The sequence below is a fragment of the Clostridiales bacterium genome, assembly GCA_025757645.1.
GTDB lineage: Bacteria > Bacillota > Clostridia > Oscillospirales > Oscillospiraceae > CAG-103.
Genome location: CP107216.1, coordinates 1,716,863 through 1,734,064, shown reverse-complemented (window position 1 = coordinate 1,734,064; position 17,202 = coordinate 1,716,863). Strand labels below are relative to the sequence as shown.

The 17,202-nt window shown below is 56.4% G+C and carries 19 protein-coding genes, 4 tRNA genes and 1 other RNA gene; 18 read left to right on the top strand and 6 right to left on the bottom strand.

Annotation, left to right across the window (positions count from 1 at the left end):
• Window positions 1-19 precede the first annotated feature (19 nt).
• From OGM61_08335 to OGM61_08300, 8 genes are all read left to right on the top strand, one after another.
• On the top strand, window positions 20-886 hold the full coding sequence (locus OGM61_08335) for an N-acetylmuramoyl-L-alanine amidase (GenBank protein UYI83859.1): 867 nt from the start codon (window positions 20-22) through the stop codon (window positions 884-886).
• Between the two features lie 7 nt (window positions 887-893).
• Window positions 894-1,166, top strand: coding sequence for a hypothetical protein (locus OGM61_08330; GenBank protein UYI83858.1), 273 nt, complete (start codon window positions 894-896; stop codon window positions 1,164-1,166).
• A 15-nt stretch (window positions 1,167-1,181) separates the two neighbouring features.
• Window positions 1,182-1,445, top strand: a complete 264-nt coding sequence (locus OGM61_08325) for a phage holin family protein (GenBank protein ID UYI83857.1) — start codon at window positions 1,182-1,184, stop codon at window positions 1,443-1,445.
• A gap of 283 nt (window positions 1,446-1,728) precedes the next feature.
• Window positions 1,729-2,046 carry a hypothetical protein gene (locus tag OGM61_08320; protein UYI83856.1) on the top strand — a complete coding sequence of 106 codons (318 nt, stop codon included), beginning with the start codon at window positions 1,729-1,731 and terminating at the stop codon, window positions 2,044-2,046.
• Window positions 2,021-2,617, top strand: a complete 597-nt coding sequence (locus tag OGM61_08315) for a hypothetical protein (GenBank protein ID UYI83855.1) — start codon at window positions 2,021-2,023, stop codon at window positions 2,615-2,617. The genes OGM61_08320 and OGM61_08315 overlap by 26 nt, the downstream gene beginning before the upstream one ends.
• Window positions 2,595-2,978: a hypothetical protein gene (locus tag OGM61_08310; GenBank protein UYI83854.1), complete on the top strand. Its 384-nt coding sequence runs from the start codon at window positions 2,595-2,597 to the stop codon at window positions 2,976-2,978. Before OGM61_08315 ends, OGM61_08310 begins: the two co-directional genes overlap by 23 nt.
• A 152-nt stretch (window positions 2,979-3,130) precedes the next feature.
• The gene (locus OGM61_08305; protein ID UYI83853.1) at window positions 3,131-3,316 is read left to right on the top strand and encodes a type II toxin-antitoxin system HicA family toxin; all 186 of its coding nucleotides are present in this window, start codon (window positions 3,131-3,133) and stop codon (window positions 3,314-3,316) included.
• A gap of 59 nt (window positions 3,317-3,375) precedes the next feature.
• Entirely contained in the window at window positions 3,376-3,771 is a 396-nt protein-coding gene (locus OGM61_08300; protein ID UYI83852.1) for a type II toxin-antitoxin system HicB family antitoxin, read from the top strand.
• 237 nt (window positions 3,772-4,008) lie between these two features.
• On the opposite strand, the gene OGM61_08295 is transcribed toward OGM61_08300, so the two are convergent.
• Window positions 4,009-4,082: transfer RNA gene (locus OGM61_08295), tRNA-Gly, on the bottom strand.
• Between the two features lie 138 nt (window positions 4,083-4,220).
• Between OGM61_08295 and OGM61_08290 the strand changes: the two genes are divergently transcribed.
• The 3 genes from OGM61_08290 to OGM61_08280 all read left to right on the top strand — a co-directional run bounded on the left by OGM61_08290 (window position 4,221) and on the right by OGM61_08280 (window position 6,750).
• Window positions 4,221-5,591, top strand: a complete 1,371-nt coding sequence (locus OGM61_08290) for an MATE family efflux transporter (protein UYI83851.1) — start codon at window positions 4,221-4,223, stop codon at window positions 5,589-5,591.
• 124 nt (window positions 5,592-5,715) lie between these two features.
• A complete protein-coding gene (locus OGM61_08285; GenBank protein UYI83850.1) occupies window positions 5,716-6,147 on the top strand; it encodes a spore coat protein CotJB in 432 nt (143 codons plus the stop codon).
• Between the two features lie 3 nt (window positions 6,148-6,150).
• Window positions 6,151-6,750, top strand: coding sequence for a manganese catalase family protein (locus OGM61_08280; GenBank protein UYI83849.1), 600 nt, complete (start codon window positions 6,151-6,153; stop codon window positions 6,748-6,750).
• A 114-nt stretch (window positions 6,751-6,864) separates the two neighbouring features.
• On the opposite strand, the gene OGM61_08275 is transcribed toward OGM61_08280, so the two are convergent.
• A complete protein-coding gene (locus OGM61_08275) occupies window positions 6,865-8,049 on the bottom strand; it encodes an S-layer homology domain-containing protein (protein UYI83848.1) in 1,185 nt (394 codons plus the stop codon).
• 512 nt (window positions 8,050-8,561) lie between these two features.
• Between OGM61_08275 and cysK the strand changes: the two genes are divergently transcribed.
• Window positions 8,562-9,494: a cysteine synthase A gene (gene cysK / locus OGM61_08270; protein ID UYI83847.1), complete on the top strand. Its 933-nt coding sequence runs from the start codon at window positions 8,562-8,564 to the stop codon at window positions 9,492-9,494.
• Window positions 9,495-9,627: 133 nt separating this feature from the next.
• Here cysK and OGM61_08265 read toward each other — a convergent pair whose 3' ends face one another.
• Window positions 9,628-9,990 (bottom strand): hypothetical protein, encoded by a 363-nt coding sequence (locus tag OGM61_08265; GenBank protein UYI83846.1) that lies wholly within the window; start codon window positions 9,988-9,990, stop codon window positions 9,628-9,630.
• Window positions 9,991-10,061: 71 nt separating this feature from the next.
• Here OGM61_08265 and proB point away from each other — a divergent pair, with 71 nt between their 5' ends.
• From proB to proC, 3 genes are read left to right on the top strand one after another with little or no spacing between them, the layout of a single operon-like run.
• Entirely contained in the window at window positions 10,062-10,844 is a 783-nt protein-coding gene (gene proB / locus OGM61_08260) for a glutamate 5-kinase (protein ID UYI83845.1), read from the top strand.
• Between the two features lie 12 nt (window positions 10,845-10,856).
• Window positions 10,857-12,113 (top strand): glutamate-5-semialdehyde dehydrogenase, encoded by a 1,257-nt coding sequence (locus OGM61_08255; GenBank protein UYI83844.1) that lies wholly within the window; start codon window positions 10,857-10,859, stop codon window positions 12,111-12,113.
• 12 nt (window positions 12,114-12,125) lie between these two features.
• On the top strand, window positions 12,126-12,926 hold the full coding sequence (gene proC / locus OGM61_08250; protein UYI83843.1) for a pyrroline-5-carboxylate reductase: 801 nt from the start codon (window positions 12,126-12,128) through the stop codon (window positions 12,924-12,926).
• Window positions 12,927-12,990: 64 nt separating this feature from the next.
• Here proC and OGM61_08245 read toward each other — a convergent pair whose 3' ends face one another.
• Both OGM61_08245 and OGM61_08240 read right to left on the bottom strand, forming a co-directional pair.
• Entirely contained in the window at window positions 12,991-13,137 is a 147-nt protein-coding gene (locus tag OGM61_08245; GenBank protein ID UYI83842.1) for a hypothetical protein, read from the bottom strand.
• 454 nt (window positions 13,138-13,591) lie between these two features.
• A tRNA-Pro gene (locus OGM61_08240) sits at window positions 13,592-13,667 on the bottom strand.
• A gap of 280 nt (window positions 13,668-13,947) precedes the next feature.
• Here OGM61_08240 and OGM61_08235 point away from each other — a divergent pair.
• From OGM61_08235 to OGM61_08225, 3 genes are all read left to right on the top strand, one after another.
• Window positions 13,948-16,254, top strand: a complete 2,307-nt coding sequence (locus tag OGM61_08235) for a hypothetical protein (GenBank protein UYI83841.1) — start codon at window positions 13,948-13,950, stop codon at window positions 16,252-16,254.
• Window positions 16,255-16,413: 159 nt separating this feature from the next.
• A tRNA-Asp gene (locus tag OGM61_08230) sits at window positions 16,414-16,490 on the top strand.
• Window positions 16,491-16,522: 32 nt separating this feature from the next.
• A tRNA-Thr gene (locus OGM61_08225) sits at window positions 16,523-16,598 on the top strand.
• A 240-nt stretch (window positions 16,599-16,838) separates the two neighbouring features.
• Here OGM61_08225 and rnpB read toward each other — a convergent pair.
• Window positions 16,839-17,182, bottom strand: an RNA gene (rnpB, locus tag OGM61_08220) — RNase P RNA component class A.
• Window positions 17,183-17,202: the final 20 nt, after the last annotated feature.

Here is a 17,202-nt window from a genome sequence, read left to right as displayed (position 1 = left end):
ATGAAGGAGGTAACAGCTGATGGAATTTGTTTCTTGCGATCCGTCAAATTACCGCGCCGGGCGCACGCAGCCGGTGCGGTACATTGTGATGCACTACACGGCAAACAACGGCGACACCGCGCGCAACAACTGCGATTACTACCACCGCGTGGGCGGCCTGCAGGCCAGCGCACACTATTTTTGCGACGAGTATGGCGCGATGCAGTCCGTGCTCGAGTGCGACACGGCGTGGCACTGCGGCGCGCGGGCGTACTGGCATCCCGAGTGCCGCAATGCCAACAGCATCGGCATCGAGATGTGCAGCCGCAAGCGCGCCGACGGCAGCTACTACATCAAGCCGGAGACAGTGGCAAACGCCGCGGCGCTGGCGCGGGAGATCATGCAGCGCTATGGCATCGACACGGAGCACGTGCTGCGGCACTACGACGTGACGGGCAAGCGCTGCCCCATGCCGTGGGTGGATGACCCGGCGCAGTGGACGGCATTTCTGGCCATGCTGACGCCGAAAAACACTACTACAGACGAGGAGGACGAGGATGACATGGTGAGGTACAACACGATCGAGGAAGTCCCGAGTTGGGCACAGGACACGGTGCGCGCGCTGGTGGATGCAGGCGCACTCGGCGGCGTGGGCGGCGGCAATCTGGATCTGTCCATGGATATGATCCGTGGCCTTGTGGTCGGCACCAAGTACGCAGCGGAACGCAACCCCCGGTACGAGACGATCAAGGACATGCCCGGCTGGGCGCAGGAAGAGGCGCAGCGACTCGTTGACCGCGGCGCGCTCAAAGGAGACGCCGACGGCAGGCTCGACCTGTCGCTGGATATGCTGCGCACGATGCTCGTGTGCCAGCGGATGGTGGACGCCGCTGGCGGCGGGAAGTGAGGCGCGAATGTCGGAGGTTATCATTGCCGCGCTGGTCAGCGCAGCGGCCGCCATTGTGGTCGGCCTCATCAACAGCCGCGCGCAGCACAACAAGCTGATCGCGGAGCTGGACAAGCGCGACGAGCTGCAGGCGTATCGCATTGAGCAGCTCGAGCGCAAGGTGGACAAGCACAATCAGGTCATCGCGCGTACATATAAGCTGGAGGAGTGCACCGAGCTCCTCGGCGAGCGCATCAAGGTGGCCAATCACCGGATCGATGATCTGGAGCACAAAAATTAAGAGGAGGACATCATTATGGAACTTGGTATTGCATCTGTGGCGGCGATCACCGCCATCACTTACCTTGTGGGCATGGCCGTCAAGGCGACCGAGGCCGCAGATAAGTGGATCCCAATCATCTGCGGCGCGACCGGCCTGATCCTCGGCGTCGTCGCATGGGCGATGGGCGTGCCGGACTATCCCGCGCACGACTGGCTCAACGCTGCCGCCGTCGGCATCGTGTCCGGCTGGGCGGCGACGGGGCTTAACCAGAGCGTCAAGCAGCTGACGGATAAATAAATAATTATAAAGACAAAGCAATTCCCGGAGGGCTTCGGCCTTCCGGGTTTTTTGCTTATACATAATATGTATATCAAGACTGCCGGGATGATTCAACTTCGGCGGCTTTTGCGGATATGACATAATGAAATGGCAAAGAGCCTGATTGACAAACCGATCAAATGTGATAAAATATTGCCAGAAATGATAAGAATTGCAACGGGATGTACGCATTTTAGCGGCTTTTACGAATAATGAAATTGCCAATATGTGTGCCTTGCGTTTTTCCGAGGAGTGATAACATTTGGAAACCGGAAAAAATTTTGAACTTGAAATTTTAGCTGAAGCGGAAAGCCCAATAGATTGTCAGCTCTTCCTGTTTAATGCGTCAGAAAAAGAAATGAATATTCAATTTGCTAAGATCCAGGAAACCGAAAATACTGATAAAGTTGTTGTTTGTTCTAATGTATCTATTCCTGCTGAAAGCATGAAGCGCTTTGCTTTAGGCTTTTTGAGAGAGATGATTGATTACGAAAAAAAGTACAAAAACGGGAATGGAATAGCTGCAGAGGAAAATCCGGATGAAGGAGTAGATGATGAGAGCGCAAGTCGGCGAACCTAATGTATGGTCGAAAGCGTATGAGCAGAGAACACGCTTGCAAGGGCAAGTAGCTGATTTTAATGAAAAAAAGTGGCTCAATGAGCAATCCAGTATGATTGATCAAGTGCTTTCGGAAGACGATGGCTGCGGGGTTAAGCAGTTACTTAGAATCATATATTCAGATGCGGTGCGCGGAGCACGAGATCCTGAAGCAACTAAAAATGCTATTGAGTATGATTGGTCTCATTCAAACTACGCAGAGTGGAAATGTGCAGCGAAAGAAACGACAAATATTTCAAGTGTTTTACCGTATAATGAAAGCAAAGAGGGCAGCAATCAATCCGCAGCAAAGCGAGATGATAAAATGTTGATTACGTTACCCAAAGAGATTGTCATTACTATTTTGATTCTGTTAATACTTTCCGTTTCTTCTCTCACTACTCTCATCTTAAGTGTGTGCCTTAGGACGGTCATTATAAATCCGTGGTATTTAATTTCGTTAACTTTAGGTAGCACTGGATTGCTGTTTACCGCAATTGTGGCGATAAAAGATAGAGGGAGAGAGACTGATGAAAAAGGAGAAGAAAAATAGGGACGGAAAGAGAAACAAGGACAGTGAAGTTTTATCTAGCCTGATTAGTGTGTTAAGTAATGCGTTTTTTTTGGAGTTTAAGACGTCCGCCGGAAAACTGAATACCTTAGTAGTGGTTATGCTGCTCTTAATTACAGTTCTTTCAATGATTAGATCGACGGTAGAGATAGTAGCTTCGGCGCTTCTGAAGATATTTGCTAATAGTGCGGGATATGATTTTACTGATGTGTCGGTTCTTAGTATGTTGATCATCGCAATAATTATGGCTATTGCTTGCATAATGCTTCTCTTTTTCATTGAAGACAAGTGCGGTGAAAAAAAGCACAATGAGATTAATACTGATGATAGCAATAAAAAATAAACTATAATGCATGGATTCATTCAATTAACCATTCCCGGAGGGCTTCGGCCTTCCGGGAATTTTTGCTATACGTACAAATACGTGCGAAATATTGTTGACATACGTGTTTACACGTGCTATAATATAACCATCCTAAGCGATTGGAGGGCCTCATGAAGTACAGTGAACTCATAAAGCTCTTGCAAAAATCCGGGTGTGTTGTTGCAAGAGAGGGGCGCGGACATACGGTGTGGTGCAACCCCGCAACCGGGAAACGGTTCACAGTTGGACGCCACAAAACAGAGGATGTGCCGACTGGTACATTGAAATCAATTTTGAAGAGTGCGGGGCTTGAATAAAGCCCCTGCACTACGACTAAGATACATAATGTAAGAGCGTAAATGAAAAAGGAGAGACTATGACTACTAAGTATGTTTATCCGGCAATCTTTGAAAAAGAAGATTGCGGATACAGTGTGTATTTCCCAGACGTGGAAGGGTGCGTTACATCCGGAACGACATTGGCAGAGGCTATTGAAGCGGCGCAGGATGCGCTGTGCCTGATGCTCTATGATATGGAAGAGCGAAAAGAACAGACTCCGGCAGCTTCGGATATCTCGGCAGTGCAGTGCGGTGAAAACCAGTTCTGCAGCTTGATCGACTGCGACACGATGGATTATCGAAAATTCTATGATAAGAAGGCTGTAAAGAAAACGCTGACGATTCCTTCGTGGCTGAATACAATGGCAGAGCGCGAAGAAATCAACTTCTCTGCGGTTCTGCAAAAAGCGTTGCGCGCTGAGTTGAATATTTAAATAGTGTAGAAGCATCGCCACTGGATCATTACGTTCAGTGGCGATTTGTTGCTTTGATGCGCTGTTTTTTAGGTTTCCGCGTTAGCATTTTAGTTAGCATTTTGCGCTGAAAAAGTGCTAACAGACTTCGAGAAATAGCAACATGGCGTTAAAGAATTTAGCGAAGCAAAAGCACCGCAAAGCATTGATATACAAAGAAAAGCCCCGGAATTCATGGAATTCCGGGGCTTTCTGATTTGGAGCGGGATACGGGAATCGAACCCGCCTATCCTGCTTGGGAAGCAGGTGTTCTACCAATGAACTAATCCCACAGGTGCAATTATTATAGCACGGCCAAGTGTCGTTTTCAAGTGAAAAATGCAACATACCTTGACATCCTGCTGCGGGCAACCTATAATAGGCACTCGTGGCGTTTTACATTGTTTGCTGATACATTTAGGAGTGACGATATGCCGGAAGAAACCCTTCGTGAAAACAAAATGGGCACAATGCCCGAAAATAAGCTCCTGCTGTCCATGGCAGTCCCGATGATGATCTCCATGCTCGTGCAGGCGCTGTACAACATCGTGGACAGTATCTTTGTCTCGCGCATCTGCGAGGATGCGCTCACGGCGGTGTCCATGGCGTTCCCGCTGCAGAACATCATCATTTCCATCGCTGTCGGCTTCGGTGTCGGCATCAACGCGCTGCTGTCGCGCGCGCTGGGGCAGAAAAACGCCGAGCGCGTCAATCAGGTCGCGGTCAACGGCCTGCTGCTGGCGCTGCTGAGCTATTTGCTCGTGCTCGTCGCCGGCCTGGTCGGCATTCGTGCCTATATGCGCGCACAGACGGACATTGAGTCCATTGTCGAGTACGGCATCACATATCTCAATATCTGCGTGCTGTGCTCGTTCGGCGTTTTCATCGAGATCACCTTCGAGCGCTTTCTGCAGGCGACCGGCCGCACGATCTATTCCATGATCACGCAGCTGGTCGGTGCGATCACGAATATCATCCTCGACCCGATCCTCATCTTCGGCCTGCTCGGTTTCCCGAAGATGGGCATTGCCGGCGCGGCCTGGGCGACGGTGATCGGCCAGTGCCTGGGCGCGGTCGTGGCGGTCATCCTCAATCATTGCAAGAATCCGGAGATCCACCTGCGCCTGCGGCACATCCGCCCGAGCGGCAAGCTCATGGGCGAGATCACGGCCATCAGCATCCCGTCGATCATCATGAGCTGCATCTCATCGCTGACGTGCTTCGTCATGAACCTGATCCTCATCACGTTTTCGTCCACGGCAGTCGCGGTGTTCGGCGTCTATTTCAAGCTCCAGAGCTTTGTGTTCATGCCGGTGTTCGGTTTGAATAACGGCATGGTGCCGATCATTGCCTATAACTATGGCGCGCAGAAGCCGGAGCGTATCCATAAGACGATCCGCCTCGGCATGGTCTACGCCGTCGCGATCATGGTGATCGGTCTGCTCGTATTCCAGCTCATTCCGAAAGAGCTGCTGCTGATGTTTGACGCCTCGGACGCCATGCTGGAGATCGGCGCGCCCGCGCTGCGCATCATGAGTCTGGCGTTCATATTTGCCGGTATCAGCATCGTGGCCGGTTCCTCGTGCCAGGCATTTGGCTACAGCGTCTACAGTATGTTCATCTCCATCGCGCGTCAGATCGTGGTGCTCATCCCGGCGGCGTATCTGCTGTCGCTGAGCGGCGTGCTGCGCAGCGTCTGGTTCGCATTCCCGATCGCGGAGGTCGCCTCGCTGATCCTCTCGCTGTTCTTTTTGCGCACCACGCTCAAAAAGACGGGCATGGCGATGCCAAAAACGAAATAAAGCTCCGTTCCGCAAAGGCGGCGCCGTACGGCGCCGCCTTTTTTCGTCGCGTTCCGCACCGGCCGAACCGGGCCTGCATAGGATAATGCGGGCCGAGTGCCCGATTTGAAAAGGAGGAACGACTGTGGACAAATGCAATTTCAAGCAGGGCCCGCTGCCGGAATGCGCGCCGCTGGCGCTGGCGCAGACGCCCATGCAGCAGTCCAGCGAACCCGCGTATGATCGGCGCATGGCACTGGCGCGCGGTACGCTGTTTCCGGGACTGGACCTGCCGTTTATGAACATGGTCAACAAACCCGGCGACCTCAGCACGCCGCTGTGCGAGCTGATGGCGCTGGACTTCGTCATCCGCGAGCTGAATCTCTACCTCGACACGCATCCGGATGACCGCGAGGCGTTCGAGACGCTGCAAAAATGCATCCGTATGCGTGCCGAAGGGCACAAGCGCTACACGGAGCAGTGCGGGCCGGTCACGGTGTCGGATCTCGCGTGCGCAGACGTCTATGACTGGCTCAACGCACCGTGGCCGTGGCAGCCGGAAGGGGAGGAGAAGTAAGCGATGTTTGTCTATGAAAAGAAACTCGAATACCCGGTGCGCATCCGCAACGCCAACCCCGCGCTGGCGAAGTTCATCTGCTCGCAGTACGGCGGACCGGACGGCGAGCTCGGCGCGTCCCTGCGCTATCTCAGTCAGCGCTATGCCATGCCGTATCCGGAGCTGTCGGCGATCCTGACGGACATCGGCACGGAGGAACTTGGTCATCTCGAGATGGTCGGAACGATCGTCTACCAGCTCACGCGCAGCATGACGCCGGAGCAGATCAAACAGTCCGGCTATGATACGTACTTCGTCGATCACACGGCGGGCGTCTTTCCGCAGTTTGCATCCGGCACGCCGTGGACGGCGGCGACGATCGGCGTGACCGGCGATGTGATCGCCGACCTGTCGGAGGATATGTCGGCCGAGCAGAAGGCGCGCAAGACCTATGACAACATTCTGCGGCTTTGCGACGACCCGGATGTGACGGATGTGATCCGGTTTCTGCGTGAGCGCGAGGTCGTGCACTACCAGCGCTTCGGCGAGGCGCTGCGTCTGGCGACGGAAAAGATGGATCAGAAGAACGTCTATATGACCAATCCGGCATTTGATCGCTCCTGAAACGAAACCAGCGCCGGCAGTCAGCCGGCGCTGGATTTTTCTGCAGCGGCGCAATTTGCGGGACAAAAAAGCAGGCACCCGAAGGTGCCTGCTTTGTGGTAGTTGGGGGAAAGCTTACTTTTTGATGTAAGTCCAGCGCTCGGTGACCGGGTTCTTCAGGTTCTCAATGAAAGCCTTGAAGATTCCATTATGGTCAGAGTACGTGAGAATGTTAATGTCCCAAGTGTAGTCGTGGCTGTTGGTGGCTTCCTGGATCTCGGCATAGGCCCAGTGCGAGGAAGTGCAGTCCGGCCAGGTCTTCATAGCCGCAGCAACTTTGGCATCGCTGAAGCTGGAATTATTCACAACGCGGCCGAGGATGCGGTTCATAACGGCAGCTGTTTCGCCGCGCGTCAGGTTGTCGTTCGGTCTTGCGCTGCCGTTGTCGCCCTTGACAATGCCGAGCTTCTGGAGCAGGTTGATGTACTTTTCTGCCCAGTGACCGTTGATATCCTTGAAGATACCGCCAGTGATCGGGGTGTTGAGCGTATCGCTGTAGAGCATGGCGACCATCTTGAAGAACTCCGCACGGGTGACCGCCTGGTCGGGCTTGAACGAGCCGCCCGGATAACCGGCGACGATGCCGGCCTTCGCGCACATCTGCACAGCGTCATAGTACCAGGCGCCGCTGCTGACATCAGAGAAGTTGACAGTGGGCTTGGAGTCGAATCTGGCCTTGACCTGATCCTTCATCAGACGATCCAGAATGGTGGCGACTTCGGCACGGGTGATGCGTCCGTCCGGGCTGACAGTGCCATCCGGATAACCTTTGATGTAAGCGTTGTGGTCAGTGGTGTTGAGGATCATGTCGATCGTCGGGTAAACCGTGATGACGTCGATGTCGGGCTTCTTGCCGAAGGACCAGTTGAAGCCGACGAGGGACTGATACTTAATGTTGGTGTTCGGGTCGGTCCAGGTGGCGGACACGGAGTAAGTGTTGAGGTGATCCTTCTTGGAGAAGATGGCGACGCCGTAGTTGGCGACGGCAGTGGTGACCTGATCCTTGTTCTGGTTGTAGATCACGACCTGAGCGCCGGCAGCGACGCGACCGTCTGAGGTCTTTACAGCAACCAGATAGTTCGGCAGTTTGGCGAACAGATCCTTGACGCCCTCAGTCTCCGGGGAAATCTCCTCGACCGTAGCTGCGACGTCTTCATCGGCTGCGACGTCTTCATCGGCTGCAAAAGCCATGACCGGCAGCAGGCTGACGACCATAACCAGAGCGAGAAGCACGCAGAGCAGTTTGCGGGACTTTTTCATTGTTTCCACTCCTTTTATAAATGTGCATAAGTGCCGTTATGCCGGATGTCGGGTAACACAGCCGATCCACGTACACTTATGCGACTAGTATACACTGTCGGCCCTGAAAAGTCAAGCTATGGAAGCGCTGTGCAAAGGCGCCGCAAACGCAAAGATCTGCAAAAAATGACCGGTCATTCCATTGCTCGCAGCGGCAGCAGCAACCATCTGCCGCAAACCCGCGAATCGCGCGCACGATCGTTGAATAATGCATATATGGTCAATTACCGGCTCGAGTGTCTGCAAACAATTTCCCTGCCAGAAAAGAAAAGTGAATTTTCTATTGACACACTGGGTAAAACGCGATATAATCCTATTAACCTATAGAGAAGGTAGGCGATGAAAATGCGAGGGCGCATTTCCGGCCGCCTGTGTATCTGCTGGCACTGTTGCGGCGGCTGAGCGCAGGCAAGTCCATCACGAGTCAAACATACATATTTTAATAATACGATACATAAATGGAGGAACATCTCATGAGTAAGATCTATACATCCGCTGACCAGCTGATCGGAAAAACGCCCCTTCTGGAGCTGACCCATATCGAAAAAGAGCAGCAGCTCGAGGCCCGCATTCTGGCAAAGCTCGAGTACTTCAACCCGGCCGGTTCCGTGAAGGACCGCGTGGCGCTGGCCATGATCCAGGACGCGGAGCAGCACGGCGTGCTCAAGCCGAGCTCCGTCATCATCGAGCCTACCTCCGGCAACACCGGCATCGGCCTGGCGTCCGTCGCCGCGGCCAGAGGCTACCGCATCATCATCGTTATGCCGGAGACCATGAGCGTGGAGCGCCGCCAGATCATGAAGGCCTATGGCGCGGAGCTCGTGCTCACGGACGGCGCGCAGGGCATGAAGGGTGCGATCGCAAAGGCCAACGAGCTGGCTGCGCAGATCCCCGACAGCTTTGTCCCCGGTCAGTTTGTCAACCCGGCCAACCCGGCGATCCACCGCACGACGACTGGCCCGGAGATCTGGGAGGACACGGACGGCAACGTGGATATCTTCGTTGCAGGTGTCGGCACCGGCGGCACCGTGACGGGCGTCGGCGAGTACCTGAAGTCCCAGTGCCCGAAGGTCAAGGTCGTGGCCGTGGAGCCGGAGACCTCTCCGGTCCTGAGCGAGGGCCATGCCGGTCCGCATAAGATCCAGGGCATTGGTGCGGGCTTTGTGCCGGACGTGCTCAACACGAAGGTCTATGATGAGATCATCCCGGTCAGCAACGAGGATGCGTTTGCGACCGGCCGCCTGATCGGCCATAAGGAGGGCGTGCTGGTCGGCATTTCCTCCGGCGCTGCCGTCTGGGCGGCGATCGAGCTGGCCAAGCGCCCGGAGAACAAGGGCAAGACCATCGTCGTGCTCCTGCCGGATACCGGCGACCGCTATCTGTCGACGCCGCTGTTTGCAGACTGAGTGCAGGCAAGCGTTCGTTCTTCTTTCACATGCAACGGGAGACACCGCAAGGTGTCTCCCGTTGTGCATCCGGCACAATTCTGTGAAAAAGCGCTCCCTTCCGGGGTCATCCCGGCGGGGAGCGCTTGTGCGTTCAGCGGCAGCGCATGGCCAGACCGCAGAACATATAGTCGGCCATGCGCAGCGCCTCGGTCTCGATCCGGTCGAACATGCGGATGTCGGCCGCATAGTCGCCCTGCAGGCGCAGCGTGGCCTCTTTGCCGTCAAAAAACTCGCGCCATTTTTCTTCGTTCCAGCAGGCGTTGATGCCGGCAAGAAACGCGCTGATGGCGTCGGCGTTTGCGTACCAGCGCCGACGGGCGTCGTCGGCCTTGGCGGTCTCGCGGTTTTTCAGGTCAGTCACGAGCGCACCGCCGATCTCCAGATGCTCCGTGAGCAGGTCGCCGGACTGTCCGGCCGTGCGCGCGGGATCTTTGGCGCATCTTTTGCGCAGCAAAGACAAAAAGGGATGCAATTTTGCGCCCGATGCGCTATAATAGATGCCATCATGCAGTAAGAGGGATCATTATGCGAATCGTTGTTAAAGTCGGCACTTCCACACTCGCGCACGCGACCGGGCGGCTGAACATTCAGCGCATGGAGCGGCTGTGCAAAGTGCTCAGCGACCTGAAAAATGCAGGTCACGAGATCATTCTCGTCTCGTCCGGCGCGATCGGCATGGGCGTCGGCAAGCTCAATCTGTCCGGCCGTCCGGCGGATATGCCGGGCAAGCAGGCCGCGGCCGCCGTCGGCCAGTGCGAGCTGATGTATTTTTACGATAAGCTCTTCACGGAGTACAATCATATTGTGGCGCAGCTGCTGCTGACCGGCGAGGACATCCGCAGTGAGCAGCGCAGCCGCAACGTGCGCAACACGCTCTCGCGGCTGCTGGAGCTGGGGGCGCTGCCGGTCATCAATGAAAACGACGCCGTGGCGACGGACGAGATCGGCGTGGACAACACCATCGGCGAGAACGACAGTCTCTCGGCCATCGTGGCTGCCGCCATCGGTGCGGATCTGCTGATCCTGCTCTCGGACATTGACGGATTGTATGACAGCGACCCGCACCGAAACCCGGATGCGCGGCTCATCGAGACGGTGCCGGTCATCGACGCGCACATTCTCTCGCTTGCCGGAGACAAGGGCTCCGCGCTCGCCACCGGCGGCATGGTCACGAAGCTGCACGCCGCGCAGATCGCAACGGCGGCCGGCTGCGAAATGGTCATTGCCAACGGCGAAAAGCCCGAGGTGCTCTATGACATTGTGGCCGGCAGGCGCGCCGGCACCCGATTTCTGATACCACATTCCTGAGGAGGGACTACTATGACGACTATGGACATTCTCCGGCGGACGAAGGCCGCGTGGCCCAGCATCTGCAACGCTTCCGCCGAGGACAAAAACCGCATCCTGTCCGCCATGGCGGACAGCCTGCAGGCGGAGTGCGATGTCATCCTGCGCTGCAATGCCGAGGACATGGACGCTGCACGCGGCCATATCTCGGATGTCATGCTCGACCGGCTCTATTTGGACAAAGATCGCATCGACGCCATGGCCGACGGCATCCGCGCGACCGTGGCGCTGCCGGATCACACGGGGCGCATCCTCGCGCAGATCGACCACCCCAACGGCATGAAGATCTATAAAAAGCAGGTGCCGCTCGGCCTGGTCGCCATCATTTATGAGAGCCGCCCGAACGTCACGTCCGACGCGGCGGCGCTCACCATCAAGAGCGGCAACGTCTGCATGCTCCGCAGCGGCAAGGAGGCTTTCCGCACGGCCAAAGCCATCGTGGCCGCGCTCAAGCAGGGCATCGCGTCCGCGGGCGGCGATCCGGACATCGTCAACATCGTGGAGGATACCAGCCACCAGAGCGCTACGGAGATCATGCAGGCCAAGGGCCTTGTAGATCTGCTCATCCCGCGCGGCGGGGCGGGGCTCATCCGCGCCTGCGTGCGCAATGCCACCGTGCCCTGCATCGAGACCGGCACCGGTATCTGCCACGTCTACGTGGACGAGTATGCTGACCTCGACAAGGCCGTGCGCATCATCGAAAACGCCAAAACCAGCCGCCCCTCGGTCTGCAACGCCGAGGAGGTCTGCCTTGTGCACCGGGCGGTCGCGGCCAGGTTTCTGCCCATGCTCAAAAAGGCGCTGGTCGATGACCGCGCGGCGCAGGGCCTCACACCGGTCGAGCTGCGGCTGGATACGGCAGCGGCGCAGATCATCGACGGCAAGAGCGCTTCCGACAAGGACTTTGACACGGAGTATCTGGACTATATCCTCGCCGTCGGCGTGGTCGACAGTCTGGACGCCGCCATCGCGCACGTGCTCGCGCACTCGACGCACCACAGCGATGCCATCGTCACCGAGGACGCCGCGAGCGCCGAGCGCTTCATCAACGGCACGGACAGCGCGGCAACGTACGTCAACGTCTCCACCCGCTTTACCGACGGGGGTGAGTTCGGCCTCGGCTGCGAGATGGGCATCTCCACGCAGAAGCTCCACGCCCGCGGCCCCATGGGGCTCGACGAGCTGAGCACCTATAAATATATCATCCGCGGCGACGGACAGATCCGCTGAGGAGGGAACACTATGAAAAAGTTTGAAGCAGGCTTCATCGGCGCCGGCAATATGGGCGGCGCGCTGGCCACGGCCGCGGCCAAACAGGTCACGGGGGAGCTGGTCGCCGTTGCCTGCAGCAGCCCCGCGCACAGCGCGGCGGCGGCCGAGCGGCTGGGCTGCCGTGCGGCCGCGCCGGAGGAGATCCTCGGCGGCAGCAAATTCGTGTTTCTCGGCGTCAAGCCGCAGATGATCGACGGCGTTGTGCAGTCGCTGGCAGCGCCCATCGCGGCGTCGGAGAGCATTTTTGTGTCCATGCTCGCCGGTGTGCAGCTGGAGCGGCTCGAGCGGCTGCTCGGCGCGGATAAGAAGATCATCCGCATCCTGCCGAACACGGCCTGCGCCGTGGGGCAGGGCGTCGTGCTCTATTGTGCCAACGGCAATGTCACGGACGGCGATCTCGCGGCGTTTTGCGCGCTCATGGCGGCCGCGGGCATCGTCGACCCCATTTCCGAGGCGTTGATTGACGCCGGCTGCGCCATCACCGGCTGCGGCCCCGCGTTTGCGTATATGTTCATCGAGGCGCTGGCCGACGGCGGCGTCAAATGCGGCCTGCCGCGCGCAAAAGCCATCCGCTACGCAGCGCAGATGCTCGCCGGCAGCGCGGAGATGGTGTTGCAGTCCGGCAAGCACCCGGAGCAGCTCAAGGACGAGGTCTGCAGCCCCGGCGGCAGCACGATCGCCGGCGTCGACGCGCTCGAGCAGCACGGTTTTCGCGGCAGCTGCATCGCGGCCGTGGACGCCGCGTTTGAAAAGACCCGCCAGCTCGGGTGATCCCAGTTAAAAATGCCGGCCGGGCCGCACCCATTCGGGTGCGGCCCGGCCGCTGCATGGTTGCTTATGCAGACGTGATGTAGCACTCCTCGGCTTCCTGCTGTGCATGGATCAGCAGCAGCCGCGCCTCCTCATAGTCGTGGGTGTCGATTTGCTCAACGGCGTCGCTCAGCGTGTTGAAGAGGGTGAAGTACAGTTTCTTGAAGTCCATGGTATCTCCTTTTTGTTCTGCGTATTTGCGGTTTCCGGCGCGTCTTCCGGTCGCTGCGATGCGCAGTCTAACACAGAATGGAGCAGAAACGTGTCGAATGCTGTAGGCGTCGAAAAAACTTCATAAAATTCAAATTTTTTGTCAGGCATGGAACGATCTTTGCGCGAAGCGTCGAATCGCAAACGCCCGCGCACCATATCGGAGCGCGGGCGCGGATCGTTTATAGCAGCTTGATCAGGATCGTGACGGCGCCCAGCAGGATCAGCACGCTGCCGCCGTCGGCATCGTGTCCGACTGGGCGGCGACGGGGCTGAATCAGTCTGTGAAACAGCTTTCCGATAAATAATTTCTATTACACACCATTACACACCCGTTGCACACCGCATCGATAATTTGCACGCAAAAACGGAAAAAGAAAAAGTCCTGTATTCCTTGAGAATACAGGACTTTTTGTTGGTCCGAGTGAGAAGATTCGAACTTCCGGCCTCTTGAACCCCATTCAAGCACGCTACCAACTGCGCTACACCCGGATATCACATTTGCTCAAATAATATAGCACACCGCGCAAAAAAATGCAAGAGGGAAATGCGGCTTTCGGGCAGAAAGTTTTTCGTTACATTTCTTTACGATTGTATCAGAATTCCGAATAGATAGGTTTCGAAATAATCATAAATTTTTTAAATAAATAAATTGAAATTTTTTGGGTGATTTGTTAACGTGTTCTTAACACCTATGTGAGATGATACAGTCCCATGCATGCGGTGGCATGCAAGATCCACTTGGCGAAATAGAAACAAAGGAGGAAATATCATGACAGGTAAAAAACTGCAGCGTCTGCTGGCGTGCCTGCTGGCGGTCCTGCTGCTGTCGCAGGTCGGGGCGTTCTCGCCGGCCGTGTTCGCGGCGGATGACATCGACTACACGCTGCAAAACGGTACGGCCATCATTAAGTCCACGATGACGACCGATGAAGTGAACCATGCGCTGACGCGCGCGCTGGTCAAGGATTTTGACCAGAAGAGCGAGGAAGAGCAGAGCGCACTTCTGGATAGTCAAACTGGTCTCAAGTGGGAGTACAAGTGCGAGGGCAAGAGCAAGAGTTTTTTGGGCATCTCTGCCACGCATACCGACTGGGGTTCCATTAATGGGTTTACTAGCGTAGATAATAGAATCAATTTTACCCACCCCGCGCTGAAGGACAACAAGGATGGCAGCTATCAGGTGCGTGTTGCTGACACGACAGCGGAAGTAACGCTGACGAAGGCGGAGAAGCTCTCTTCGTCCATCACGCTCAAGCAGGACGCCAGCGTGAAGCTGCCGTATAAGGAAGACGGCACGCTGGATTTTGACGCGCTGCGTGAGAACATCTTTAGCCTGGTCGTGGAGAGCACCACGCCCAAGCTGACGGTCAACGACGTGACCATCGAGTATTATGCTACGGGCAAGATCCGCAAGAACTGGGCTCCTCTGGAGGGCGGCAAGGTCGACGGCCTGAACTATCCCGCCATTTCTGCGGGTGAGCAGCAGATCCAGATCAGCTTCAAGGGCGACGATACTTACAAGGCTGACACTGTGAAAACGACTGTGAACTTCCTTGACCGCGCGGCAGCTCCGTTCCAGCTCAAGCAGGGTGTGACCGAAGTCTCGATGGTCTATAACAAGGATCAGAGCATCAACTACGAGGAAACCGCGCAGGCTCTGCGCGAGGCGCTGCTCGAGAGCACCGATCCGAACGTCTCCATCAACGACGTGACGGTGGAGTATAACGCCGGTATAGGTGCTATCAAAAATTATCAGCCCTTGAATTATAGCCTGACGGGCAGCGACTTTATTGACCAGCTTTTTAAATTTGGCCTCGGATCACAGACCATCCGCTTCACCTGGCGCGGCAACGCAGGCTACCAGGCTTATACGGCGGAAGTCACCGTCGAGATGACCGACAGCCGCGAGGCCAGCGCCGTCGTCCTTAAGCCGAGCATCTCTCTCATCTACAATAAGGATGCCGCTGCCATGACGCAGCAGATTTTTGAATACGTCATTGATTGGGACGATTCCACGCTGCCCGACAAGAGCACGCTGAGCGCGGACGACTTTACGATCGAGTATTACGCAACGGCTAAGGTCGTGGCCGGTGATCTTGGCGGCGACGTAGGACTCCAAAAGTGGGTTCCGATCGAAGGAGAAGAGGGAATCAGTGCTGGCAAACTCCAGTATTTCTACCCCCAGATGGGCGCTGGTGAGCAGCAGATCCGCGTGACCTTCAACGGCAACGAGACCTATCGTTCCAGCGAGGCTGAGGAAGGCTCGCTCACGGTCAAGAAGGCAAATGTCTCCGTCAAGGTGCACTCGACGAGCATCTACGCCGATGAAGTGCCGGGCGAGGGCTTCGTCACCACCGATCCCGTGGACGATTTTGACATCTTCACAGTCTATACCGGCGTGTCCAGCGTGTTCGTGCAGCTGCCCGAGCGCTACACAGACAACGCGTTCATCAAGGTTGTTGATCCTGTGCTCGAAAAAGTCGGTCTGCGGACGATCAAGGATATCATGGACAAGGGCATCACTGTCGGCGAACTCAAGCAGAATCTGGACAAGATCGCCAATGGCAGCGAGTATGCCGTAGTGCGTGAAGCGCTCAAGCTGATGGGTGTTGACGTCGCTACGCTGCAGCAGATCATCAACGTGTTCAACAAGATCACCCTGCTGGACAATGTCCGCATTGCCCTGCGTACACCGGATCAGGTGGGTATCTACACCGTTTACGCGATCACGAACAACGATAACTACAACACCGGCTTCGGTATGGGCGCTCTCGTTGTGAAAAAGCACTACTCCGGTGTGAAGCTCGACTGGAATCAGGACTTCACCAATGGCAAGATCTCCGCTGCGGACGTGAAGAACTTCGACTTCGGTGCGACGCTGAGCTATAACGGGGAACAAGTCGAGGATCAGTCCTCTGTGCACTACCTGTACTCCGGCTTCACCAGCAGGTGGAAGCCGTACTCCAGCACCACGACACCCCCGACTGAGCCCGGCCGCTATGTTGTGACGGTCGTGACTCTGGGCGGCAACTATCAGGCAGCGCCCATCACGCGCGCTTTCCAGATCACCAAGTAATTTTCTCGCGTGTGTCTCCCGGGCTTTTTTGCCCGGGAGACATTTTTGCGCCGGAGGAGACCGGCCAGAGCGGAAAATGAAAATCGCCGAAAATTTTTTCAAAAATAACTTGACAGCAGTCGAATCGTCTGGTATATTAAACAAGCGCTGAGGCGACGAGGCCGAGTAGTTCAGTTGGTTAGAACGCTAGCCTGTCACGCTAGAGGTCGAGGGTTCAAGTCCCTTCTCGGTCGCCACCCGCGGGGCGAAAGCTCCGCGGGCTTTGTATGCTGCTATAGCTCAGTCGGTAGAGCGCATCCTTGGTAAGGATGAGGTCCCCGGTCCGAATCCGGGTAGCAGCTCCAGAAAATCCTGCAACCGTTGCGGTTGCAGGATTTTTTGTTTATCAAAGACCGCGCAAAAACCACGACGCCGGACAGGGAAGCCCTGTCCGGCGTCGTTTTGCCTATGTTCGGTTTCAGCCGCCGAAGCCAATGCACGGTGTGCGGCCCCCGCCGTTTGGCGGGGGCTTACGTTTTCCTTGCCGCGGGAAATCGATATGCGAAAGCCTGCCAAAAAAGTCCGTGCGGACTCCTTTGACAGGCGTAGCGAGCGGGCCTGTAAGCCGGGTTCTGTAATCGACAGCCATCTATCTAGACGCACCGTTGCCGGTGCGTTCCAGCCACCTCCATGGGACGGCCGGGCCGGCCATATGTCCCTCCGCGGTGTTGCTCCGGATAGAGTTTACAGCGCCGCACTGTCTCCAGCCGGCGAGTGAGCTCTTACCTCACTTTTCCACCCTTACCCGATCGCTCGGGCGGTTTGTTTCTGTTGCACTTGTCCGAGGGTCGCCCCTGGCGGGTGTTACCCGTTATCCTTGCCCTGTGGAGCCCGGACTTTCCTCACGCACAGCCTTTCGGCTCGTGCCCGCGGCTGTCCGGCCTGCTCGCCCGACTATTTTACACATCC

Coding starts and splice junctions, on each gene's coding strand:
- OGM61_08300 (UYI83852.1), top strand. CDS start 3,376: ATGACTACTAAGTATGTTTATCCGGCAATCTTTGAAAAAGAAGATTGC.
- OGM61_08255 (UYI83844.1), top strand. CDS start 10,857: ATGACGACTATGGACATTCTCCGGCGGACGAAGGCCGCGTGGCCCAGC.
- OGM61_08280 (UYI83849.1), top strand. CDS start 6,151: ATGTTTGTCTATGAAAAGAAACTCGAATACCCGGTGCGCATCCGCAAC.
- OGM61_08315 (UYI83855.1), top strand. CDS start 2,021: ATGAGAGCGCAAGTCGGCGAACCTAATGTATGGTCGAAAGCGTATGAG.
- OGM61_08235 (UYI83841.1), top strand. CDS start 13,948: ATGACAGGTAAAAAACTGCAGCGTCTGCTGGCGTGCCTGCTGGCGGTC.
- cysK (UYI83847.1), top strand. CDS start 8,562: ATGAGTAAGATCTATACATCCGCTGACCAGCTGATCGGAAAAACGCCC.
- OGM61_08325 (UYI83857.1), top strand. CDS start 1,182: ATGGAACTTGGTATTGCATCTGTGGCGGCGATCACCGCCATCACTTAC.
- proB (UYI83845.1), top strand. CDS start 10,062: ATGCGAATCGTTGTTAAAGTCGGCACTTCCACACTCGCGCACGCGACC.
- OGM61_08305 (UYI83853.1), top strand. CDS start 3,131: ATGAAGTACAGTGAACTCATAAAGCTCTTGCAAAAATCCGGGTGTGTT.
- proC (UYI83843.1), top strand. CDS start 12,126: ATGAAAAAGTTTGAAGCAGGCTTCATCGGCGCCGGCAATATGGGCGGC.
- OGM61_08290 (UYI83851.1), top strand. CDS start 4,221: ATGCCGGAAGAAACCCTTCGTGAAAACAAAATGGGCACAATGCCCGAA.
- OGM61_08310 (UYI83854.1), top strand. CDS start 2,595: ATGAAAAAGGAGAAGAAAAATAGGGACGGAAAGAGAAACAAGGACAGT.
- OGM61_08275 (UYI83848.1), bottom strand. CDS start 8,049: ATGAAAAAGTCCCGCAAACTGCTCTGCGTGCTTCTCGCTCTGGTTATG.
- OGM61_08330 (UYI83858.1), top strand. CDS start 894: ATGTCGGAGGTTATCATTGCCGCGCTGGTCAGCGCAGCGGCCGCCATT.
- OGM61_08245 (UYI83842.1), bottom strand. CDS start 13,137: ATGGACTTCAAGAAACTGTACTTCACCCTCTTCAACACGCTGAGCGAC.
- OGM61_08335 (UYI83859.1), top strand. CDS start 20: ATGGAATTTGTTTCTTGCGATCCGTCAAATTACCGCGCCGGGCGCACG.